A 22,977-nucleotide genomic window follows, 5' to 3' on the forward strand; every position below is an offset into this window, starting at 1 on the left:
GGCTTGTCGCGCAGATCTCCCCCCAGAGCTTCGCCTGGGTGGGTGTGCCCCCGGCGGAGCCAGGGGGAGTACCCCCACGCGCACCTGAGCATGTGCGGCTCCTTCCGCGAAAAGAGGGTCACCCACCCAGGGGCGCGGGGAACTGCGCGCTCAGCAGGCCACCGGCCTGCGGTCGGGAAATGGACCGACACCACAACGGTGCTTGGCCGAGGGGCGCCCCGACGGCCCGGGGGTCAGGGCTCACAAGGGTGTGAACGTCACCGGGAGGGCTGCGGGGCCGCGTTGCCAGAGGGAGGGGCGCCAGGGGAGCTGGTCCGGGGGGAGGGTGGGGACGAGATCGGGGATGCGGTCGAGGAGGATCTCCAGCGCCGTGGTCGCGACGACCTCCGCGAGCTGGGGCGCGGGCGCGGGACAGCGATGGGCGCCGTGGCTGAACGACAGATGCGCGTGGTTGCCGACGGCGGCCCCGGGAAGTGCCGGGCGGACCTGGGGGTCCGCGTTGGCCGCGGCCAGCCCGAGCACGAGGCAGTCGCCGCGCCGGATGTACCGCCCGCCGAGCTGGGTGTCACGGGTGGCCCACCGCCCGATGACGTTCTGCACGGGCGGATCGGTCCACAACACCTCCGCGAGCGCCTGGGAGATGCTGCGCCGCCCCCCGGACAGGGTGAGCGCGAACCGCTCGTCGGTGAGCAGCAGCCGCAGCGTGTTGCCGATCCAGTCCGCGGTGGGCCGCCGCCCGGCCGCCATGATCGTGAGCAGGTCCTGCACGACCTCCTCGTCGGTGAGGCCCGCCGGATGCGCGAGCAGCCGGGACGGGATGTCGGCCCCGGGCGCGGGGGCCCGCCGGGCCCGCGCGAGCACCGCTTCCAGCGTGGCCCGCAGCCGCGCGGCGGACGCGGCGGGCCCGGCCGGCGCTGCCGGGTGCGAGGGCTCCGCGGCCGGCCCGGGCGCGGCGGTGCCGTAGCCGTACTGGCCTGCCAAGTCCCTTTCCAGCGCCGCTGTTTCGGCCGGTTGCAACCCGAACAGCCCGGCCATGACGTGCAACGGCACCTGCTCGGCGTACTGCGCCACCAACTCCGCCCGCCCGGCCCCCGCGAACGCGTCCACCGCGGCGTCGGCGGCCCGCTCGGCGCGCTGCCGCAGCTCGAACGGGTCGACCCCGCCGAGCACGTCGGCGACCGCGCCCGCGCGCCGTACGTGCTCCTCCCCCTCGGTGAACCGCACCGACGGGGTGTGCGCCACGTGCGGCAGCAGCGGCCAGCCGGCGGGGACGCGGTCCCACGCGTGCCAACGGCGCGGGTCCCGCCCGAACAACTCCGGGTTCCCGGCCACGACATGCACCTCGTGGTAGCCCAGGACGAGCCACGCGGGCATCCCGCCGTCCAGCAGCACGGGTGCGACCGGCCCGTACGCCTCCCGCAGCGCCCGGTAGTACGCCCCCGGGTCGGCGTGGTCGAACGCGGGCCCGGCCGGCTGCGGCACATGGGCGACCTGGTGGTGCGCCTGCGCCTGCTCCTGGGCCTGCGGCGGGTGCTCCTGTTCCGGCCCGGGCCGCAGGGCCCGCTCAGGTTCCGCGGCCCCTTCCGCACCCGACCCGGGCCCCTGCACGTGCCCTTGCCCCTGCGCCGCGGCCGGGCCCCACGGTGGCACCGGCTGCGGCCCGGGTATCTCCGCGAGCTTCTGCCGTGCCGCAGCGCCCACTTGGGGCACCCGCCGCTCCGGTGCGAGCCCGCGCGGCGGCACCACCTCATCCGCCCGGTCGCGCCGCGCCTCCGGTTCCCGCTCCTGTGACGATGTCATGTGCCCGTTCTCTCTCCTGCGTTCACGCGGGTGCCCACCGCGACGCGCCCCGCCCGGCGCCCCATCCCGTGACCGGCTCCGCGCCCTGCCTCGGTTCCCGGCTCAGAGGTTGTGCAGCGCACGGAGGACCTTCCTCAGCATGTCGGAAGGAGGCAGCAACTCCGCGGCGGTGGTGGGCGCATGGGCGCTGATGTGCTGCGCGTTGAGGAGGTCGGCGAGCAGCACCCGGACCACGCCGACCGGCAGGGCCAGGCGGGAGGCGAGTTCGAGTACGGCGACGGGGCGGCGGCACAGCCGCAGGATGCGGACGTGTTCCGAGGGCATCCCGGGGAGCGGTTCGGCGCGTGCGGCGATGACCGTGGCCAGGTCGAACCCCTTGGTGCCGGCGCTGCTCCGCCCGCCGGTGAGGGTGTAGAGCCGGTCCGGGGCGCCGCTGTCGACCGGCACGCCCATCATGCCGGGAGCTTCCCGCGTATGCCCGCCGCGGGCAGGGTGCCGAGCTGGTCGCGGACCGCCTCGACGATGTCGTTCATGCCGCGCCCGACCGCGCGGGCGTCCGCCGACTCCTCCCCCACCACGGCCAGATGGGCTCCCGCGCCGGCCTCGACGAGGAACAGCGCGCCGCCGTGGAAGTCGGTCATCGACTGCCGTACGCCGCCGCTGCCGTCGCCGAACTCGACGCACGCGCCGTGCACCAGGCTCTGGATGCCGGAGGCGATCGCGGCGAGCTGGTCGGCGCGGTCCACGGACAGCTCGGGCGACCAGTGCAGCTTCAGTCCGTCGGCGGAGAGCAGCAGCGCGTGGCGGGCGCCGGGCGTCAGTGCCACGAACCGTTCGAGCAGTAACGCGACCCCGCCTCCGCCGCCACCGGTTCCGTTCGTCATCACTGGCCACCCTCCCCTTCGCTGTCGGCGGTTCCCCGGTCCCGGCCGGTCGCGGCGTCCCGGAAGGCGCCGAACCGGGCGCCCGCGTCGGCGCCGCCGGGCGGCGCCTCCCGCTCCGGAGTCCACGGGGGAGAGTCGTACCCGGGCGCGGTATCGGGCATGCCCCGCCCCCGGGTCCGCCGCGGCAGCGGCATGTGTACGGCCGAGGCAGGGCCCGGAGCCGCTCCGGGGTCCCCGACCGTGCCCGCGCCCGCGTCCGGGCCCGTACGGGGCCGTACACCGCTTCCTGGGCCGCCTGCCGAGCCGCGCTCGGCCGGTCCCGCGTGCCCGATCTCCTCGGGCCGCCCGGGCTCGGGGAAGCCGTCGTACCCGGCGCCGATGTCGGCCCCGGGCGCCCCCGTGGACCCTTGGGCGCCGCCGTAGCCGCCGCCGCGGCCCAACTGCCCTTCCCCCGGTCCGGTTTGCGTGTCGTACCGCCCGCCGACCACCGGCGTGCCGTACGACGCGGGGCCGTACGACTCCGCCGTGCGCGTGACGATCCTCGACGGGATCAGGACGACCACGCCGGTGCCGCCGCGCGAGGACGGCCGGAAGGAGATCCGCAGGCCGTGCTTGCGGGCCAGCCGGCCGACCACGGTGAGGCCGATCCGGGTGCCGGACAGGCCGGGCAGCAGGTCGTTCGCGGCCTCGGCCGGGTCGCCGGAGACGAGGCGTTCGATCCGGGCGAGGTCGCCGGCGGGCATCGAGAGCCCGGCGTCCTCCACGGTGACGACGACGCCCGAGTGCGACTCCTGGACGTAGACGTGGACTTCCTCGGACGGCGGCGAGAAGTTGCAGGCGTTGTCCATGAGTTCGGCCAGCACGTGCATGACGCCCTCGGCGGCGTGCCCGGCGACGGCCGCGCCGCCCGTGGTGTGCAGCCGCACCCGGCGGTAGGCGTGGATACGGCCCATCGCGCCGCGCAGCACGCTCTCCATCGCGATCGGCCGGGTCCAACGGCGGCCGGAGCGCGAGCCGCTGAGCACCGCGACGCTGTCGGCGAGCCGGCCGGTCTGCGCGGCGCAGTGGTCCAGCCGCAGCAGGTCGTCCAGGACGCTCTCGTCGTGCCGCTGCTCCATCTCGCGCAGGTCGGCGAGCATGGTGGTGGTGAGGGCCTGCACGCGGGCGGCGGCGCTGGCGCAGGCGGCCATCCCGGCGGCCTTGGCACGCTCGCTCGTACCCAGCTCGCGGACCGTCAGCTCCAGCAGCCGCTGGTGCACCTCCCCGACCGGGCGCGGCAGTTGGGCCAGCACGGTGCTGGTGGAGCCGCCCTCGCGCATCCGCTCGACGGCGAGCGGGATCGTCACCTCGGCCATCCGCGCGGCCTCGTCCTCAAGGGCGGCGGCCCGCGCGGTCTCGGTGTGCAGCGCGGCCCGCAGGGCTGCTTCGGTCTCGGCCCAGGCGCGCCGCCGCGCCTCCGTCTCCCGCACTGTCCGCCGGGCCGCGTCGAGTTCGGCGGCGGCCTGCCGGGTGGCTTCCGCGTGCAGCGCGACCGTACGGGCGGTGTCGTCCTGTAACTCCGCTGCCTCGGCGCGGAGTCGGCGCACCGTGCGGCGGCGGGAGGCGGCCAGCGCGACCACCGTGCCGAGCAGCAGGGCGGCCAGCGCACCGGTCACGGCCACCAGCGGGCGGTCCTGGTGGCTCGCGCGGCGCACCGCCCAGCCGCCGGCCGCCGCGCCGGCGACCACCACGGCGAGCGGGAGCGGCGCGGCGCGGACGACGGCACGGAACCCGCCGCCGGAGTCTCGCGGCGGCTGAAAAGGTAACGGGGAGCCTTGAGTTGACATCAATCAATACCCCATGGCCGGGCCGGAAGCCGACCGCCGTGCCGGGTCACGCTGACGTTACGGGCGGCAACAGGATGAGTTCGCCTCACCCTACTCGCCCAACTCGCCTTCAACGCCCGAAACGCGAGGGATTGGTCGCCGTACCGTTACTGGATCATCACCGCCCGTGCAAGAATTCACTTTCGGCCACCGATTCGCCCTGTTCCAGGGGCAGTTGGGCAACTCGCCCGGCACTGAGGCGCATTGGGCGACGGCCGGACCCGTGCAGCCGGAACCGGATCGGCCGGCCCCGTGATGCGACCGGCCGCCGCCGCTAGGGCGTGACCGCGAGCTGCGCCAGGATCTGCTGGGCCAACTCCGGGTCGCCCTCGACCTTCAGCCGGTCCTCGGACACCGCGGTCGCCTTCACCCGGCCGGTGAGCAGCCGCAGGAATGTCTCCCAGTCGACCACGAAGGTGACCGCCGGGCCCAGCGAGACCGCGGAGTCGATGCTGCCGCGCCCCTCGGCGTTGACCCGGACGGTGCGCATGAACTCCAGCGGGCCGTGCACGTCGAAGACCACCGCGGAGCCGGGCTTGGCGCCCGCGTCGTGCGCGACCACCTTCGGCAGCGCGCGCAGGACGAACTCGCGGGACAGCACCGCGGCGGCCGACGCGAGGTTGCCGGGCTTGTCCAGGGCCCGGCGCAGGTCCTGTTCGTGCACCCACACGTCGAACACCCGTGACCAGAGCTGCTCTTCGAGGGTGGTCTCGCCGCCGCCGATCGCGCGCACGTCGGCGTCGGGCTGCCGCGACTCGTTCCGGAGCTGGCGGGAGCGCCGGATGATGGTGTACTCCAGTTCGGAGGTCATCTCGGGCGCGGTGTGGTGGCGGCGGATGTCGACCGGGACCTCGGTGTAGCGGGCGGTCTCGCTGGTGATGTGCCGCAGGTCGCTGGGCAGGCTGTGGATCGGCCGCGGGTCGCCGAGCAGTTCGCACTCGAAGCCGATGACGTGCGAGACCACGTCGCGAACGGACCAGTACGGGCACTCGGTGGGGCGGTTCCACTCACCCTCGGCGAGTGGCGAGACCAGTTCGTTGATGGACTCAATGGAGTGGGTCCAGGCGTCGATATACGGCTGGATCTTGCTGTGGACGGTCACGGGACCCCTCGACGGTCGGTGCGCGGTCGTGGCGGTTTGGCGCCTAAGTTAGTCTTCGCGCGGGCGCCCACGCAGTGCTTTCGAGTGACGATGGTAGGCCCGACTATGACGACCCAACGTAGGGGCGGTGTCCGGATGCGCGCAACGCTTCTCCAGATCGACGTGGACCCCGCCGAGCAGCCCGCCGCGCGGCGGGCCCGGGTGGCGGCGCTGGTGCGGGCGCAGGCCGGGGCGGATCTTGTCGTACTGCCCGAATTGTGGCCGGTCGGCGCGTTCGCCTCGGACCTGTTCCCGGCGGAGGCGGAACCGGTCGAGAGCGGGCCCACCGTCGAGGCGATGGCCGCGGCCGCGCGCGACGCCGGGGTGTGGCTGCACGCGGGCTCCGTCGTCGAGCGCGACCCCGAGGGGCCGCTCTACAACACCTCGCTGGTCTTCTCACCCGACGGGGAGCTGCGCGGCGCCTACCGCAAGATCCACCGCTTCGGCTTCGACCGGGGCGAGGCCGCGCTGATGGCTCCGGGTGAGTCCGTCGTCACCGTGCGGCACCCCGAGGCCGTGCTCGGCCTCGCGACCTGTTACGACCTCCGCTTCCCCGAACTCTTCCGGCTGCTGGTCGACGCCGGGTCGGAGATCGTCGTCCTCCCCGCCGGCTGGCCCGCCCGCCGCCTCGCCCACTGGCGGGTCCTGGTGCAGGCCCGCGCGGTGGAGTGCCAGGCGTATGTCCTCGCGTGCGGGACCGCGGGGACCCATGCGGGGGTCGAGCAGGCCGGGCACAGCATGGTCGTCGACCCCTGGGGCGAGATCCTCTGCGAGGCCGGCCCGGACGAGCAGGTTCTTGCGGTGGACCTCGACCCCGCCCTCGTCGCCTCCACCCGAGCGGATTTCCCCGTCCTCCGAGACCGCCGCCTCTGACGGTGGCCTGACCCTTCAGGGGCGCCCCGACGCCGGGGCGCCCCGTTCTGCGAAAGGGCAGGGTGCGTTCGCGGGCGGAGGTCAGTTCAGGGTGAGCGGGGCGCTGTCGTTCGCGCCGTCGGGGTCGTACGGGGGCCGCCAGCCCGGGGTGTAGCTCCAGGCGATGGCCGCCGTGCCCTGGGCGCCGGGGGTGACCTGGTCGATGCGGACGGTCAGGCTGAAGTCGGCGGTGTGGCCGGCGGGCACCAGGTAGTCGCCCTTTTCACCGCAGTCGTACGGCCCGTGCGCCCGCTCCTGCGGCACGTCGGAGTCGGGATAGCAGCCGGCCGAGGCACCGACGACCGTGGTGCCCGGCGGCAGGGTGACGGTGAGGCCGATGCCGCTGCCGCTGCGGTCGTAGAGCGTGGCCGGACCGTTGTTGGTCATGCTGAAGTGCAGGTCGACCGTGTCGCCCACGGCGCCCTGCGCGGTGTCGCCGGTGACGGAGAAGTCCGCGGTGTTGTCGGCCGTCAGCGCGGCGATACGGTAGTCGCTGTGGTCGCCGGTGAGCGGGAGCGCGACCTTCCCGGCGGGCGCGGAGCTCGCCGTGCCCGGGTCGAGGACGGTCAGCGCGAGCCGGCCGCCGGTGCCCTCGGTCCAGGTGTGGCCGTCGATGGTCCGCGCGAGGCCGGGGTCGCCCTTGGGGACGATCTGCGTGTCCAGGTAGGTGTAGTAGGCGGCAGTGGTGACGTTCAGCTGCACCGGGGTCGCCAGCGCGACCTTCTCGCCGGTCTGGATGGTCCGGGTGAAGGTGCACAGTGCGTACTCGGACGGGGCGCTGGTGGACGCCTCGCTGTACTTGCAGTTGGCGTAGTGCTGCGCGAAGCCCAGCCCCGGCGACGCCATGAGCAGCAACTGCGCGCCCGCCGCCGGACGGTCGCCGGTGTTGGTGAACTGCACGGGTTCGTCGACCGTGGAGCCGACCGCGAGCCCGGTATGGTCGACGGTCGGCTGAAGGTCGAATGCGGGGCCGCCGACCTGGACGGAGCCCGTGCCGCCGACGATGGTGCCCGCGGTCGCGGTGCCGGACACGGTGTACGTCGCGGTGGCGCCCGCCGCGACGCCCGGCAGCGCGGAGATCGTCATCTGGGTGACGCTGCCGAGCTGCCCCTGCGGGTCGTCGTCGTAGAACAGCTCCCAGCAGGTCGCGACGTTGTTCTCCACCGTGCAGTTGTCGGAGAACGAGACGTTCGCGATCTTCGCCACGCGACGTGCGTCGATGGTGATGGTGGCGTCGGTCTGAACGCTGCTCGCGTCGGTCGTGTACTCCAGGTCGGGCTGCACGGTGGTCTCCGTGCCACTCGCCGCCGCGGTCGGCACCGCCACGGCGGCGGGCTTCTGGAGCGTGATCACCGGGTCGGTGTCGTCGGCAGACGCCGATGCCGGGGCCGCGGTGCACAGCGCGGTGAGCGCCGCGGTGGTGAGTGCGGCGGAGGCGAACGCCGCGGTGCGGCGGCGGAAATGACGGTTCATCCGGTCGGGGTCCCCCCTCGTGAGAACGGCCTGGTGGTTCGGGCCGCAGCACACTGTAGGGAGCTGCCGTGCGTACGTCTGCTCGATTATCTTTTCCCGCCCCGCCGGGGCTCCCCTGAAGGGGCGCTGGGGGCACCTCCCGGCGAAGCCAGGGGGAGAACTGCGCGCGCAACCGGCCGCCGGGCCGCCCCCGGCAATGAACCGGAACCGTCGCGGCGGAGAGCCGTACATCCGTGCCTCCGCCGCGGAAAGCGGCTCAGTGGGAGTCGTGCTCCTTGGCGATGATGTGGTCCACGCACACCGCGATCGCCAGGAGCATGCCCGCGTCGGCGTCCTCGCGTTCGACATCGATGGCGTAGGCGTCCCGCAGGGTGAACCAGCGGCGGGAGATGCGGGCGAGCCGCTCCCCGTCGTACTCGATGTCGTACTCCTTGTCGATGAGGTCGCCGCGGATCTCCAGTTCCTCGCCGGAGGCGAGTTCCGCGCGGAAGACCTCGCGCAGCAGGGCGAGCCGCTTCTTCTTGACGGTGACCAGGGTCTGCCCGCCGCGCTCGATGGTCATGGCGTCACGCAGGCTGAGCAGCTTCTGGTGGATGACCGCCACCTCGTTGCCGTCGGCGTCCTGGATCTCCAGGGTGTCCCTGATCCGCAGCACCTTGCCGTCCACGTAGAAGGCGCGCCGCCCGTGCTCGTCCTCCACCCAGTAGTCGTCGCCGATCGCGAACATCTTCTCTCGCACCACGTATTTCATGGGGCATGTGTACCCCGCTCGCGATGCCGTATGTCGATGCGAATTGGATCGGATCTAGTGAATCTTGGCCAGAGACGACGCTCGTATCGACAATGCCGCGTCGATTTCCTTGCGCAGCTCGCGGGAGACCCCGAGCGAATCCGCGTGCTGTTCCCAGGCGGCGAGTGTGCGTGTCACAGTCCGTTCTGCTTCGCCGGCAAGGTCCGCGCCGACTGCGCCCAGGCGTTCCTCCAGCCGGCGGAACGTGGCGAACCTGACTCGCTCGAAGGCCTTTGTTCCGCCGAACTTGAGGCCGAGGTCCTCCGGCCCTTCTCCTACCCGGTACACCGCCGTTGAGACCAGGTCGTAGGCAGGGGCGAGCCGGGGCCGACGGGGATCGTGATAGATCAGAGACCAGTTTTTCAAGTGGGCGTCTCCGTTGTTCACCAGGATGATGAAGGTCAGTCGCCGGGCGAATTCTCGCAGGGATTCAAGGTCGTGGCTTCTATAGATCAGGGACGCCAGCGTCTCGAAATTTCCCCGGTATTTATCGCCCGGGTAGAAGTTGCGAACCTGGGCCAGGTCTTCGATATGGACCAGTCCTCGGGTCGCGGTCCGGTCGAACCGTTTTACCGCGTAGGCGAACTCCTCATCGCTCGGCCAGACGTTCACCGGGATTCCGTCCAGTTCGTCCCGGTGGACGAGTCTGGTGTCCGGAACCTCGATACCGGATTCCCTCGCGAGCGACATGACGGCATGCTCGTTGGCCGGCAGGTTCTCGAACTGTCGATCCGGGAGCTTGACGATCCAGTCGCTTCCGTCGCCATAGCCCGGAACGGTGAAGCGGTCGTCCTTCGCCAGTACTGCGAACTTCAACTGCACCCCGGCTAGGGAGATACGCCATCCCGGATGCCAGTCGGAGACCTCCGGAGACTGCATCCCTGTGAGCGCCGACATCTCCCAGGCGGTTCTGTCGATCGGCACGTCGGCGGGCAGGACTCTTACAGCCCCCGGAAGGTCGTGGCCCATGTGGGCCAACAACTCCATTTCGCGGTCCACCGAGACGCCCCGGTCCTCTGCGACCCATTCCCGGATTCTTCCCTCTGGCAGCAGGTTCGAGAACCAGGGCGGCAGTCGAAGGGCGGACGCCTGGTCGGCGAGTAGGGTCTCTTCGAAGTGCAGCCCCAGGACCGGCCGGTCGGGGTCTTCCCTGTAGGAGACATCGAAGGTCATCCGGGTGTAGTCGCCCCGCTGGTGTAGGACGCCGACATGGCGGTCGCGCAGCCACACGGCATATTGCGTCTCACGCATCGTCGTCACTTTTCAGGTCCTCGATCAGAAGATCGTCCATGTGGGGTGTGTTCTCAAGATTCCACTCGCACATTCTGCCCAGAAACATGCTGACTCGCTTTTGAAGCTCTTGTTGCCGAAGCGTCAGAAAATCGATGATCCGGTGTTCGGCGATCATCGTCGTCATCTCGGGCGTGATCGTGTGGGATGTCAGAACAGCCTTCCAGACCGGCTCCGAGATGCCCAGTGGCCGTCCGGTGACGATGTTCTCGATATTCCCGCCGTCGCCCTGCATACGTGGCATCAGAACCCTGTTGGCCGCCCAGAGCCGGTATTCTTCGGGAACCGCCTGGCGCGGCACGACGTAGGTTACGGCGTCAAGTGCCGTCGGACGGTCGAGGAGCGCTGCAGAGAGGTCCTCCCGGTCGAACGGTTCACCGTCCTCGAACGAGCGGGGCATCGCGGCCCACCAGGCACAGAGCACGATCTTCGTGGCGGCCTCGTTGCTCCGGAACCTCTTCAGGTCGGGGACCGGGGCGTCCGGGTACGAGACGAGCCGTAGCAGTTCCTGGATCGATCCGGTCAGGTCGTTGGGTTTCACCGCGAACACTAGGAAACGCATCGCTCCTGTCGTGCTGCCCTTGAACACCTCCGGGCCGACAACTGCCGCACGCCAGAACCACCGTCGCAGGAGTCTGATACTGCGAGGGTCCGGATCGGGGTGGTGTGCGAAGAGTCGGGTGAGCACGACCAGCAGGTGCCGATACGGAAGCAGACTCACATGGGGGACACCGGCTTCCTGCTGCAGGAAGGTGATGGCCCGGCGCATGGCGATCTCACCGAGGCGGTAGGCGGTGTCGCGGCTCTCGTCGGGGAAGTCGATGATCGCCCGCTTGGGTTGGGCGTTCTGTATATCCAGGCCGTCATCCGAGAATTCGTTGCGAATCTCGCGCCGGACGTCCGGCCCGCGCCTGGCGAGCACGGAGATCAGGATGGTGTCCTTGTCCACGGTGCCGAACCCGAGGTCCTCGTCGAGGTGTTCGGCGATCTTGTCGAAAGTGAGCCGCTCGGTTACCTCCTCGTTGTCGGCGAAGAGAGCTGAGAAGATCTCCGCGCGACTCAGACGTTTCCCGTAGTTGTTCATGCGGTCGAAGATGTCCTGGAGCACCTTCACGTCGTTCTGCGTGACCTCGTACGCCGGAATCTCGAACTGCCGGAGTCGCTGGGTGATGTCGTTCGCCCGATCCACGTACGCCGCAGCCTCCGGGTACCTCTGGAACCACTGGAGCACTTGCGAGAGGTTGAAGATCACCGGAAGCGGCACCACCGTCGGTTCGTCGGCGGTGGGACGCGGGACGAACTTCTCCTCTTTGAGGTCGTAGGCGAGCGAGAAAGGCGCTTCGCGGCTGGCTTCGGGAATCAGCGCCCCAGCGAGGCTCTTGATGCGCTGTTGCCCGTCCACCACCCACCGGGCGGTGTCCACGGCGGGGGCGTCGACATTCAGCGAGCCGAAGGTGACGAGCTGCTGCGGTGCGGGGCGTCGCCAGAGCAGCAGCGACCCTACGGGATAGCCCCGGACGATGCTGTCGAAGAGCCTGACCACGTCCTGGCGCTGCCACCGGAAGTCACGCTGAAAGTGGGGGATGCGGATCTCGCCCGACCGTGCCATGGCCACCAGTCGTTCCACCGTGAACATAGTCGTGCTCGGACGGTTGTCGAGTCCGTTTTCCACTACTTCTCTCCCGGGGGTAGGCGGCGCGCAGTGACCGCCGGAAACGTTGTGCCCTGCGTATCCACGAGGATGGGCCGGGCCGGGGCGCGCACCGCCACAAGTATGCGGGAATGTGTTTGGTGCCGTGATGCGGTTTGATGGGGATATGACTGCACGCGCACGCGTCCGAGCGCCCGAGCTGGTCGGCAAGGGCGGCTGGCTGAACACAGGTGATCGCCAACCCACCCTCGCTGACCTGCGTGGATCGATCGTGATCCTGGACTTCTGGACGTTCTGCTGCGTGAACTGCCTGCACGTTCTGGACGAGCTGCGCGAGCTGGAGGAGCGGCACCGCGACACCGTGGTGATCGTGGGGGTGCACTCGCCGAAGTTCGTGCACGAGGCGGAGCACCAGGCGGTGGTCGACGCGGTGGAGCGGTACGGCGTGCACCACCCGGTGCTGGACGACCCGGAGCTCGCCACGTGGCGGCAGTACGCGGTACGGGCGTGGCCGACGCTGGTGGTGATCGACCCGGAGGGCTACGTGGTCGCGCAGCACGCCGGGGAGGGGCACGCGCACGCCTTGGAGAAGCTGGTGAACCGGCTGGAGCAGGAGCACGCCGCCAAGGGCACCCTGCGCCGGGGCGACGACCTGTACGTACCGCCGGAGCCGGTCTCGACGAACCTGCGCTTCCCCGCGAAGGTGCTGTCGCTGCCGGGCAGCGGCCACTACCTGGTGTCGGACTCCACCCGGCACGCGCTGGTGGAGCTGGCGGCCGACGGCGAGACCGTGGTGCGCCGGATCGGCACCGGCGAGCGCGGGCTGGCCGACGGCGGCCCGCAGGCCGCCATGTTCAGCGAGCCGCAGGGCCTCGCACTGCTGCCCGACCGCACGGTCATCGTCGCCGACACCGTGAACCACGCGCTGCGCCGGCTCGACCTGGACACCGGCGAGGTCACCACGGTCGCGGGCACCGGCCGGCAGTGGTGGCAGGGCTCCCCCACCTCAGGGCCCGCCCTGGAGGTGGACCTGTCCTCGCCGTGGGACGTGGCCTGGTTCGACGACCGGGTGTGGATCGCGATGGCCGGCGTGCACCAGCTGTGGACGTACGACCCCGCCACCGATCGGGTCGAGGTCGCGGCGGGCACCACCAACGAGGGCCTGGTCGACGGGCATGCCGGCGACGCCTGGTTCGCCCAGCCGTCCGGGCTGTCGGCGGCCGACGGCCGGCTGTGGATCGCCGACGCCGAGACGTCCGCGCTGCGCTGGGCCGAGCGGGCGGCCGACGGCGACGGGTACGTGATCCGTACGGCGGTCGGCACCGGACTCTTCGACTTCGGGCACCGTGACGGCCCGGCCGGGCAGGCGCTGCTCCAGCACCCGCTGGGCGTCACCGCGCTCCCGGACGGCTCCGTCGCGGTGAGTGACACGTACAACAACGCGCTGCGCCGGTACGACCCGGTGAGCGGCGAGGTGACCACGCTCGCGAGCGATCTGCGTGAGCCGTCGGACGCGGCCGTGGTCGACGGCGACGTGGTGGTGGTGGAATCCGCCGGGCACCGGCTGACCCGGATGCGGCTGCCCGAGGAGGCGGCCCGCGTGCAGGGCGCCGCCCACCGCACGCAGCGGGCGGCCACCGACGTGGCGCCGGGTCCGCTGCGGCTGGACGTGGTGTTCAGCGCACCGCCCGGCCAGAAGCTGGACGACCGCTACGGTCCGGCCACCCGGCTGCTGATCGAGGCGACCCCGCCGGAGCTGCTGAAGGCGGGCACCGGCAAGGGCACCGACCTCTTCCGGGACCTGGAACTGGACCCGGCCGTGACGGAGGGCGTCCTGCACGTCTCGGCGATGGCGGCGTCGTGCGACGACGACACGGCCAACCCGTATCCCGCCTGCCACGTGCACCAGCAGGACTGGGGTGTCCCGGTGCGGCTGGTGCCGGGCGGAGACGCCCGGCTCGCCCTCGTCCTGGCGGGCATGGACGAGGGGCCCGCCGAACAGGCTCAGTAGCGGCGGTCCGACGGGTAGTAGCGCTCCTCCACGACGGGCGGCACGTCGCCGTCCGCCGTGGGCGGGACGCGCCGGCGCTTGAAGATGCTGACGTACGCGGCGAGCCCGATGATGCCCACGGCCATCATGATCAGGCCGACCAGGTCGACGTTGACGCCCTTCATGTGCCAGTCGGTCGCGAACGTGATGATCGCGCCTACGGCGATGAGGACTATGCAGCCTCCGATGCCCACGATGCCCGCCTCCCTGTCGAGTTGACGGCTTGTGGTGACGGCAGTCGCCTACCCGGACCCCTGACCCGCAATCAGCGCGGTTTCCCGGTGGCGGGGTTCCTCGGCGGTGCGGTTCCTCAGTGACGGCTGCGACTGTGGCTGCGGCTGTGCGAGTGGTGGCTGTGGCTGCTCCCGGACGTGCTGTGACAGGCGGTCAGCCCGACCCCGCACACCGCGGCGACCACGGCGGCGACCACGGCACTCCGACTGCGGCTGCTGACAAGGCTGTTGGTGCGGCTGGTGCTGTCGCTACGGCTGTGCGTGCGGCTCGGCATGGCGCGGTATCCCCCGGAGTGTCTTCGGCTGCGGTGGTCGAACGGACATCCTGCCGGGAGAGTTTCACAGCGCGGTGACAGGAACATCCCATTCGCTCGACAGGATGCGCGGATCGGCGATCATGGCGGTATGGATCTCCGCCACCCCGCCAAGCCGCGCCCCGGCGACCGCGTCGCGGTCGTCTCCCCCTCAGCCGGCCTCCCGGCGGTGCTGCCCCTGCCGTACGAGCTCGGACTCACCCGGCTGCGTGCGGAGTTCGGGCTTGAGGTGGTGGAGTACCCCGCCACCCGGCGGATGGGGGCGACACCCGCGGAGCGGGCCGCGGACCTGCACGCGGCGTTCGCCGACCCCGACATCAAGGCGGTGATCAGCAGCATCGGTGGGGACGACCAGATCACGGTACTGCCGCTGCTGGACGCGGAGTTGCTCCGGGCGAACCCCAAGCCGTTCTTCGGCTACAGCGACTGCACCAACCTGCTCGTCTACCTGTGGAATCTGGGGATCGTCGGCTACCACGGCGGCAGCGTGATGGTGGAGTTCGGCCGGCCCGGGGCCCTGCACCCGCTCACCGAGCGGTCGTTGCGCGCGGCGCTGCTCGGGTCGGGGCCCTACGACCTGGTGCCCGCGGCCGAGTTCACGGACCTGGCGCGCCGCTGGGAGGACCCGCGGACCTTCGACGCCGCGCCCGAGCTGGAGCCGGCCGGCGGCTGGACCTGGCACCGCCCCGACCGTGTGGTGCAGGGGCCGAGTTGGGGAGGGAACCTGGAGATCCTGTCCTGGCTGCTGATGGCCGACCAGGGCATCAAGACGCCCGAGGAGTACGAAGGGTGCGTGCTCTTCCTGGAGACCTCGGAGGAACTTCCCTCCGACGAGGAGGTCTTCCGCATCCTGCGGAACATGGGCCAGCGCGGGCTGCTCCGCCGGTTTCCCGCGCTGCTCATGGGCCGCGCGAAGAGCTGGTCGTTCGAACGGCCGCTTCCGCCCGAGCGGCGCGTCGACCACCGTGCCAGGCAACGCGCCGCCGTCCTGCGTGCGTTCGAGCAGTACGCCCCGGACACGATGATCGTCTTCGACGTCGACCTCGGCCACACCGACCCGCAGCAGGTCATCCCCTACGGCGGCCAGATCCGCGTCGACGGCCCCGCCCGCCGCATCACGGTGACGTACTAGGAGGTACTGGCCACCGGCAGGTGGTCCCGGAACCGGCAGGACGGGGCAGCCGGGTGGGTCAGCTCGCCAGGAACGCGGTGAGGGCGTTCGCCAGGTGGTGCGGGTCGTCCGCGCCGGCGAGCTCGCGGGCGGAGTGCATGGAAAGCAGGGGCACCCCGATGTCCACGGTGGTGATGCCGTGGCGCGCCGCGGTGATCGGCCCGATCGTCGTCCCGCAGGGAATCGTGTTGTTGGAGACGAAGTGCTGCAACGGCACCCCGGCCCGCTCGCACGCGGCAGCGAACACCGCCCGGCCCACCCCGTCGGTGGCGTACCGCTGGTTGACGTTCGTCTTGAGGATCGGCCCCCCGTTCGCCCGCGGGTGATGGCTCGGGTCGTGCCGCTCCGCGTAGTTGGGGTGTACGGCGTGCCCGACGTCGGAGGACGCGCAGACCGTCGAGGCGAGCGCGCGCAGCACGTCCTCCTGGTCACCGCCCCGCGCCAGCACGGACCGCTCGAAGACCCGCCCGAGCAGGGGCCCGCCGGCCCCGGTGTCGGACTGGCTGCCGGTCTCCTCGTGGTCGAACGCGGCCAGCACGGGCACGAACGCGAGGTCGGGCCGCGCGGCGGCCGCGATGAGCGCGGCCACGCCCGCGTGCACGGAGAGCAGGTTGTCCAGCCGGGGGGACGCGAACAGTTCGCGGTCGCGCCCGAGATACGCCGGCGGCTGGACGTCGTGCGTCATGAGGTCCCACCCGGTGACGTCGGCCTCGGCGACGCCCGCCTCCTCGGCGAGGAAGGCGATCAGGTCGCCCTCGGTCGTGTCGCCCAGGCCCCACAGGGGCTGGAGGTGGCGCTGCCGGTCCAGGGTGAGCGCGTCGTTCGCCGAGCGGTCGAGGTGGACGGCGAGCTGGGCCACCCGCAGCAGCGGCCGGTCGACGTTCACCAGGCGGGTGGAGCCGTCGCGCAGCGACAGCCGTCCGGCGATGCCGAGGTCGCGGTCGAGCCAGCTGTTGAGCAGCGGGCCGCCGTAGATCTCGACGGCGACCTGGCGCCAGCCGTGCGAGCCGAGGTCGGGCTGCGGCTTGACCCGGAGGTTGGGGGAGTCGGTGTGCGCGCCGACCACGCGGAACGGGGTGTGCGGCGCGGCGCCCTCGGGCACGTACCAGGCGACGACGGCGCCGCCGCGCACCACGTACCGCCCGCCGGCGCCGCCGCCGGTGCCGTCCTCCCACCGCTCGGCTTCCTCGACCCGGCGGAATCCGGCCGCGTCCAGCCGCTCGGCCACGGAGGCCGCGGCGTGGTACGGAGAGGGCGCGGATCGTACGAACGCGGCCAGGTCGTCGGTGTGCCCGCGGTCGAACGCAGGGTGCTGAGAGGTCATGGCAGCAGCTTAGTTTCGGCTCGGTTCCCACCCCACCCGGCCGTTCGCCCGGTGGTCCGGCGGCGGCGGCATCCGACGGCGGTCCGGCCCGACACGACGGTGTGCCGCCGCCCCGGAAGGGCGGCGGCACACCTGCCGTGCCTCGGTCAGAACGCCTCTTCGGGCAGGTCCATGACGTCGAGCGTGACGGCCTCGGCCAGCGCCCGCGCCGTGCCGACCTCCGGCAGGACCGTGGCCGCGAAGAACTTCGCCGCCGCGACCTTGCCCGCGTAGAACGCCTGGTCCTTGCCGGTCGCCGACGGCAGCTTCTCCGCGGCCACCGCGGCGCCGCGCAGCAGCAGGTAGCCGGTGACGACGTCGCCGGAGGCGAGCAGCAGCCGGGTGGAGTTCAGCCCCACCTTGTAGATGGAGCGCACGTCCTGCTCGGTGGCCGCGAGGTCGGTGAGCATGGTGCCGACGATCGACTCCAGGTCGGCCGCGGACTTCGCGAGCTGGTCGCGGGCCGGGGCCAGGTCCTCGCCGCCCGGCGCCTCGGCGAGGAACTTCTTGATCTCCTCGCTGAGCGCGGTCAGCGCCTGCCCCTGGTCGCGGACGATCTTCCGGAAGAAGAAGTCCTGGCCCTGGATCGCGGTGGTGCCCTCGTAGAGGGTGTCGATCTTGGCGTCCCGGATGTACTGCTCGATCGGGTACTCCTGGAGGTACCCGGAGCCGCCGAAGGTCTGCAGCGACTGGGCGAGCTGCTCGTAGGACCGCTCGGAGCCGTAGCCCTTGACGATCGGCAGCAGCAGGTCGTTGAGCCCGTGGAGCTGCTTGGTGTCCTCGCCGCGGGCCTCGGCGGCCTCGATGCTGTCCTGGACGGTCGCCGTGTAGAGGACGAGGGAGCGCATGCCCTCCGCGTACGCCTTCTGCGTCATCAGCGAGCGGCGTACGTCGGGGTGGTGGGTGATGGTGACCTTGGGCGCGGCCTTGTCGGTGAACTGGGCCAGGTCCGGGCCCTGGACCCGCTCCTTGGCGTACTCCAGCGCGTTGAGGTAGCCGGTGGAGAGGGTGGCGATCGCCTTGGTGCCGACCATCATGCGGGCGAACTCGATGATCCGGAACATCTGGCGGATGCCGTCGTGCCGGTCGCCGATCAGCCAGCCCTTGGCGGGGTGCCGGTCGCCGAAGGTCAGCTCGCAGGTGTTGGACGCCTTCAGGCCCATCTTGTGCTCGACGTTGGTGGCGTACACGCCGTTGCGCTCGCCCAACTCGCCGGTGGTGAAGTCGAACTCGAACTTCGGGACCATGAAGAGCGACAGGCCCTTGGTGCCGGGTCCCGCGCCCTCGGGGCGGGCCAGCACGTAGTGGATGATGTTGTCGGTCAGGTCGTGCTCGCCCGAGGTGATGAAGCGCTTGACGCCCTCGATGTGCCAGCTGCCGTCCTCCTGCCGGACGGCCTTGGTGCGGCCGGCGCCGACGTCGGAGCCCGCGTCGGGCTCGGTGAGGACCATCGTGGTGCCCCACTGCTTCTCGACCGACACGGCCGCGATCTTCTTCTGCTCCTCGGTGCCCTCCTCGAAGAGGATGCGGGCGAAGGCGGGGCCGGAGCCGTACATCCACACGGCCGGGTTGGCGCCCAGCACCATCTCCGCGAAGGCCCAGATCAGGGAGCGGGGCGCGGTGGTGCCGCCGATCTCCTCGGGCAGGCCGAGCCGCCAGTACTCGGCGTCCATGAAGGCCGCGTAGCTCTTCTTGAACGACTCGGGCAGCGGCGCGGTGCTGGTCTCGGGGTCGAACACCGGCGGGTTGCGGTCGGCGTCGGCGAACGAGTCGGCGAGCTGGCGCTCCGCGAGGCGGGCGATCTCGCTCAGGACGTCCTTCGCGGTGTCCACGTCCATCTCGGCGAACGGACCGGTGCCGTAGACCTGGTCGCGGCCCAGGACCTCGAAGAGGTTGAACTCGATGTCGCGGAGGTTCGACTTGTAGTGGCCCATGACGGAGGCTCCGTATCGCAGTCAAGAAGAAGGCTTCATCCGAAATGATGCTACCGGTCGGTAATAAGGCGCAACCCCTTCCGGCCGGATGTGACGCCTTCCTCGTTGCCCGCCCGCCCGGGTCGATACCCTTGGGCCCGTGTACGGCTACGAGCAGAGCGGGAACGGCGGGCCCGGCGGTCCGATGGGCGCAGGCCCGATGGGTCCGCCGATGGGTGCGCCCATGGGCTCCCCGATGGGCGGCGGTCCGATGGGCGGTCCCGGCTACCCGGACCCCTCTCCCGCGTACCCGGAGCCGTCGCCGCCGTCGCTGGCCGACGCGGTCCGGGCGTTCACCACGGGCGCGATGATGGCCGAGGACTTCCAGGCGATCTTCGCCACGTCCAAGGTGTACTGCCCGCGCGGCGAGAACCCCGGGTTCCTGGCGCTGCACGACACCCAGCAGCCGGTCATCCCGATGTTCACCTCGCTCAAGGAACTGCGGCGGTACGCGGGCAAGGAGTCGAAGTACTTCGTGATCACCGGGGCCGAGGTGCTGGACCTGCTCCCGACCGGCTACGGCTTCGTGCTCGACATCGACGGGCAGCACCGGATGGTGTTCGACGCGAAGGCGGTCGAGCAGATGGTCGACTTCACGATGCGCCGGATGTACGGGTAGCTCCTCAACGGGTCCGTCCGGGTTGCCCGCAAGCACGCGGTGAGCCGCACGTACCAAGGGGTGCTGGGGGCGCCTCCCAGGCGAAGCTCTGGGGGAGGGACTGCGCGACAAGCCACCCACCGGCGGGTGGTCCCTGGAACCGACGGAACGCACCACCCCGGCGGGTCTGCTCGCCGTGAGGGAATGCTCACGCCTTGCGAGATGTTCAGAGTTCAACTACTTTGGAAGCTGAGCATTCGCTAGGAGGCCGTCATGCCCGCAGTGACCGTAGAGAACCCGTTGAGCCTGCCCCGGGTGAGTCCGGCGCAGGGGAGCACACCGAGGCCCGCGCTCGCGGTGAGCACCGCGCCGAGCGGACTGGAGGGCGAGGGCTTCCCGGTCCGCCGCGCCTTCGCCGGGGTCGACTACCGCCACCTGGACCCGTTCATCCTGATGGACCAGATGGGTGAGGTGGACTACGCGGCGGGTGAGCCGAAGGGCACCCCGTGGCACCCGCACCGTGGCTTCGAGACGGTGACGTACATCATGGACGGCACCTTCGTGCACCAGGACAGCCACGGCGGTGGCGGCACCATCACCAACGGCGACACCCAGTGGATGACCGCCGGGTCCGGGCTGCTGCACATCGAGACGCCGCCCGAGTCCCTCGTGCTGAGCGGCGGCCTCTTCCACGGGCTCCAGCTGTGGGTGAACCTCCCGAAGGCGGACAAGATGATGCCGCCGAAGTACCAGGACATCCGCGCGGGCGGCCTGAAGCTGCTCACCTCCGAGGACGGCGGCGCCCTCATCCGCCTGATCGCCGGGGACCTCGGCGGGCACCAGGGCCCGGGCGCCACCCACACCCCGATCACGATGATCCACGTCTCGGTGAACCCGGGCGCGACCGTCACGCTGCCCTGGCGGGCGGACTTCAACGCGCTCGCGTACGGCCTCGCCGGCAGCGGCTTCGCCGGACCCGAGGCCCGCCCCTTCCACCTCGGCCAGGCGGTCGTCTTCGGCAAGGGCGACGCGCTCACGCTGCGCGCCCACGACAAGCAGGACTCCCGCAGCGCGAACTTCGAGGTCGTCCTGCTCGGCGGGCTCCCCATCCGCGAGCCGATGATGCAGTACGGCCCGTTCGTCATGAACTCCCACGCCGAACTCGCCCAGGCCTTCGACGACTTCCAGGCCGGCCGGCTCGGCACGATCCCGGCGGACTCCCCCCTGGGCCACTGACGCCACCGCACGGACCGCACGGACCGCACGGACCGCACGGACTCACCGACCGCACCGACCGCACCCGCTGGGGGGCGGGTGCAACGGAATTGCCACAGAGAGTGGCGGGTGGTTGAGGGTCGGGAGCGGGGCTCCCTACCGTGGCCGGTGTGACGGCGAATGTGGGGGACGTGGTTGCGGGCCGCTACAGGCTGGTCGAGTTGGTGGGCCAGGGCGGCATGGGGCGGGTGTGGCGCGGCCGCGACGAGGCGCTCGAACGCGCGGTGGCGGTCAAGGAGATCCTGGTCCCGCAGGGCACCTCCGCCGTGGAGCAGCGGGTGCGGGTCGAGCGGGTGCGGCGGGAGGCGAAGATCGCCGCGAACCTGCGCCACCCCGGGATCGTGGGCGTCTACGACATCGTGGAGCGCGAGGGCGCGCCGATGATCGTGATGGAGTACGTCGCGGGCCGCTCGCTGCGCGCCGTACTCGACGAACGCGGGCCGCTGCCGGTGGCGGAGACGGCGGAGATCGGGGCGGCCGTACTGGACGCGCTCGCGCACGCGCACACCGCGGGCGTGGTGCACCGCGACGTCAAGCCGGACAACATCCTGCTGGCCGAGGGGCGCATCGCCCTCATGGACTTCGGCATCGCCCGCCTCACGGAGGGCAGCACGACGCTGACGGAGTCGGGCGCGATGGTCGGCACGCCGAGGTACATGTCCCCCGAGCAACTGGAGAGCAAGGAGGTCACGGGGGCGTCGGACCTGTGGTCGCTGGGGGCGACGTTGTACACCGCGGTGGAGGGCCGCCCGCCCTTCACCGGGGAGACGCTCACGAACCTGTACGTGGCGATCCTGCTGCAACCGCTGCGACCGCCGCAGCGGGCAGGTGAGTTGGCGCCACTGCTGACGGCCCTGCTGACGAAGGCGCCGGCCGGGCGGCCGGACGCGGCTTGGGTGGCGGGGTTCCTCGACCAGTTGCTCGCCCGGCAGCGACGAACCGCGGCAGGGGACGGTTCCACCCGGTACCTGGATCAACGGCCCCCGGCCGCACCACCGTTACCCCCGTCCGTCCACCCGGCGCACAGCCGTCGCGCCCTCATCGCCGCAGGGCTCGGCGTCGTGGTCGCGGCAGGCGTCGGCATTCCGCTCGCCGTGGAGCGCGGCGGCTCGCACAAGAGCGGCAAGAGCGGCAAGGGCGCCGAGGCCGGCAACGGCACCCCGTCCGGCTCCGGCGGCGCCCACTCCGCGGCCGGCGGAAAGGTGAGCCTCACGCCCCGTGCCACCCTGGTCGGCGACAGCGTGCGGGGCATCTACGGCATCGCGTTCAGCCCCGACGGCAGCACGCTGGCGGCCGCCCAGGGCGCGGGTGGCGTCAGCGTCTGGGACGTCCGCACCCACCAGCACCGGGTCACCCTCCCGACGAGCAGGCACGCCACCGCGCCCGGCACCGAGTCGGTCTACGCCGTGGCGTACGGCCCGGACGGCAAGACGCTCGTCAGCGGAAACGGCGACGGAACCGTCGAGGTGTGGGACATGCGCACCTACGGAGCGGTCTTCTCGCTCGACGCGCACACGAACGACGGCGCGTGGATCAGGTTCCTCAGCGTCCTCGCGCTCAGCCCGGACGGCAAGCTCCTGGCGACCAGTTACAACGACACGGTGGTCTCGCTCTGGGACCTCACCTCGAACGCGCGCGTCGCCCAGCTCAAGGGCGGTGGCGAGTGGTGGGCCCAGGCGATGGCGTTCAGCCCCGACGGCAAGCTGCTCGCGGTCGGCTGCGGCGACACGCTGAGCGACGCCACCAGTGACCGCGGTCACCTCGACCTGTGGGACGTCTTCCTCAGAAGCGAGATCTCGACGCTGTCCACCACCAACTGCAACCTGAACTCAGTGGCGTTCAGCCCCGACAGCCGCACCCTCGCCGCCGCCACCGGCGAGGGCAACGTCCAACTGTGGGGCGCCGCCACCCGGGAAGCCGGATACCGGCTCACCAACCCTCGTTCCACGGCCAGTTCACTTGCCTACGGCCGGGACGGCACCATGCTGGCCAGTGGCAACTCCGACGGCACGGTCTCCCTCTGGTCCACCGCCACCCGCAAGATCCTCGCCACCGCCGACACCGGCGCCGTCCTCAACACCACCCCCCACGGCACCCCCGCCACCTGCGTCGCCCTCAGCCCCGACGGCAGAACCCTCGCCACCGGCGGAGCCCGCCTGATGCTGTGGACCCTCGCCACCTGACCCCGTAGCCG

The 22,977-nt window shown here is 71.4% G+C and carries 19 protein-coding genes; 6 read left to right on the plus strand and 13 right to left on the minus strand.

What is annotated here, in order from left to right:
• Window positions 1-240: 240 nt before the first annotated feature.
• The 5 genes from OG370_RS21730 to OG370_RS21750 form a co-directional block, all read right to left on the minus strand.
• Window positions 241-1,800, minus strand: a complete 1,560-nt coding sequence (locus OG370_RS21730; RefSeq protein WP_328466766.1) for a cytochrome P450 — start codon at window positions 1,798-1,800, stop codon at window positions 241-243.
• Window positions 1,801-1,902: 102 nt separating this feature from the next.
• The gene (locus OG370_RS21735) at window positions 1,903-2,253 is read right to left on the minus strand and encodes a DUF742 domain-containing protein (protein WP_443060880.1); all 351 of its coding nucleotides are present in this window, start codon (window positions 2,251-2,253) and stop codon (window positions 1,903-1,905) included.
• Complete coding sequence (locus tag OG370_RS21740) at window positions 2,253-2,684, minus strand: roadblock/LC7 domain-containing protein (RefSeq protein WP_328466770.1); 432 nt, start codon at window positions 2,682-2,684, stop codon at window positions 2,253-2,255. The genes OG370_RS21735 and OG370_RS21740 overlap by 1 nt, the downstream gene beginning before the upstream one ends.
• Window positions 2,684-4,414 (minus strand): ATP-binding protein, encoded by a 1,731-nt coding sequence (locus OG370_RS21745; RefSeq protein WP_328466772.1) that lies wholly within the window; start codon window positions 4,412-4,414, stop codon window positions 2,684-2,686. The genes OG370_RS21740 and OG370_RS21745 overlap by 1 nt, the downstream gene beginning before the upstream one ends.
• A gap of 409 nt (window positions 4,415-4,823) precedes the next feature.
• Window positions 4,824-5,651, minus strand: a complete 828-nt coding sequence (locus OG370_RS21750; protein WP_328466774.1) for a maleylpyruvate isomerase family mycothiol-dependent enzyme — start codon at window positions 5,649-5,651, stop codon at window positions 4,824-4,826.
• A 135-nt stretch (window positions 5,652-5,786) separates the two neighbouring features.
• Between OG370_RS21750 and OG370_RS21755 the strand changes: the two genes are divergently transcribed.
• Entirely contained in the window at window positions 5,787-6,563 is a 777-nt protein-coding gene (locus OG370_RS21755) for a carbon-nitrogen family hydrolase (RefSeq protein WP_328466776.1), read from the plus strand.
• 81 nt (window positions 6,564-6,644) lie between these two features.
• On the opposite strand, the gene OG370_RS21760 is transcribed toward OG370_RS21755, so the two are convergent.
• From OG370_RS21760 to OG370_RS21775, 4 genes are all read right to left on the minus strand, one after another.
• On the minus strand, window positions 6,645-8,075 hold the full coding sequence (locus OG370_RS21760) for a hypothetical protein (RefSeq protein WP_328466778.1): 1,431 nt from the start codon (window positions 8,073-8,075) through the stop codon (window positions 6,645-6,647).
• A gap of 256 nt (window positions 8,076-8,331) precedes the next feature.
• Window positions 8,332-8,826, minus strand: a complete 495-nt coding sequence (locus OG370_RS21765; protein WP_328466780.1) for an LURP-one-related/scramblase family protein — start codon at window positions 8,824-8,826, stop codon at window positions 8,332-8,334.
• 54 nt (window positions 8,827-8,880) lie between these two features.
• Window positions 8,881-10,116, minus strand: coding sequence for a type II toxin-antitoxin system HipA family toxin (locus OG370_RS21770; RefSeq protein ID WP_328474311.1), 1,236 nt, complete (start codon window positions 10,114-10,116; stop codon window positions 8,881-8,883).
• Window positions 10,109-11,782 (minus strand): DUF262 domain-containing protein, encoded by a 1,674-nt coding sequence (locus OG370_RS21775; RefSeq protein ID WP_328466782.1) that lies wholly within the window; start codon window positions 11,780-11,782, stop codon window positions 10,109-10,111. The genes OG370_RS21770 and OG370_RS21775 overlap by 8 nt, the downstream gene beginning before the upstream one ends.
• A gap of 190 nt (window positions 11,783-11,972) precedes the next feature.
• On the opposite strand from OG370_RS21775, the gene OG370_RS21780 reads away from it, so the two are divergent.
• Window positions 11,973-13,817: an NHL domain-containing thioredoxin family protein gene (locus OG370_RS21780; RefSeq protein ID WP_328466784.1), complete on the plus strand. Its 1,845-nt coding sequence runs from the start codon at window positions 11,973-11,975 to the stop codon at window positions 13,815-13,817.
• On the opposite strand, the gene OG370_RS21785 is transcribed toward OG370_RS21780, so the two are convergent.
• Both OG370_RS21785 and OG370_RS21790 read right to left on the minus strand, forming a co-directional pair.
• Window positions 13,811-14,050, minus strand: a complete 240-nt coding sequence (locus OG370_RS21785; RefSeq protein ID WP_328466786.1) for a DUF6458 family protein — start codon at window positions 14,048-14,050, stop codon at window positions 13,811-13,813. The two genes, OG370_RS21780 and OG370_RS21785, sit on opposite strands and share 7 nt — an antisense overlap.
• A 116-nt stretch (window positions 14,051-14,166) precedes the next feature.
• On the minus strand, window positions 14,167-14,364 hold the full coding sequence (locus tag OG370_RS21790; RefSeq protein ID WP_328466788.1) for a hypothetical protein: 198 nt from the start codon (window positions 14,362-14,364) through the stop codon (window positions 14,167-14,169).
• A 130-nt stretch (window positions 14,365-14,494) separates the two neighbouring features.
• Between OG370_RS21790 and OG370_RS21795 the strand changes: the two genes are divergently transcribed.
• Complete coding sequence (locus OG370_RS21795; RefSeq protein WP_328466790.1) at window positions 14,495-15,535, plus strand: S66 family peptidase; 1,041 nt, start codon at window positions 14,495-14,497, stop codon at window positions 15,533-15,535.
• 58 nt (window positions 15,536-15,593) lie between these two features.
• Here the strand turns inward: OG370_RS21795 and OG370_RS21800 are convergent, their stop codons facing one another.
• Window positions 15,594-16,898, minus strand: coding sequence for a M18 family aminopeptidase (locus OG370_RS21800; protein WP_328466792.1), 1,305 nt, complete (start codon window positions 16,896-16,898; stop codon window positions 15,594-15,596).
• A gap of 146 nt (window positions 16,899-17,044) precedes the next feature.
• Entirely contained in the window at window positions 17,045-18,871 is a 1,827-nt protein-coding gene (locus OG370_RS21805) for an acyl-CoA dehydrogenase (RefSeq protein WP_328466794.1), read from the minus strand.
• 139 nt (window positions 18,872-19,010) lie between these two features.
• Between OG370_RS21805 and OG370_RS21810 the strand changes: the two genes are divergently transcribed.
• The 3 genes from OG370_RS21810 to OG370_RS21820 all read left to right on the plus strand — a co-directional run bounded on the left by OG370_RS21810 (window position 19,011) and on the right by OG370_RS21820 (window position 22,966).
• The gene (locus OG370_RS21810; RefSeq protein ID WP_443060725.1) at window positions 19,011-19,529 is read left to right on the plus strand and encodes an SseB family protein; all 519 of its coding nucleotides are present in this window, start codon (window positions 19,011-19,013) and stop codon (window positions 19,527-19,529) included.
• Between the two features lie 252 nt (window positions 19,530-19,781).
• Window positions 19,782-20,744, plus strand: a complete 963-nt coding sequence (locus OG370_RS21815; RefSeq protein WP_328466796.1) for a pirin family protein — start codon at window positions 19,782-19,784, stop codon at window positions 20,742-20,744.
• Between the two features lie 149 nt (window positions 20,745-20,893).
• Window positions 20,894-22,966, plus strand: coding sequence for a WD40 repeat domain-containing serine/threonine protein kinase (locus OG370_RS21820; RefSeq protein ID WP_328466798.1), 2,073 nt, complete (start codon window positions 20,894-20,896; stop codon window positions 22,964-22,966).
• Window positions 22,967-22,977: the final 11 nt, after the last annotated feature.

Source organism: Streptomyces sp. NBC_00448, assembly GCF_036014115.1.
Lineage (GTDB): Bacteria > Actinomycetota > Actinomycetes > Streptomycetales > Streptomycetaceae > Actinacidiphila.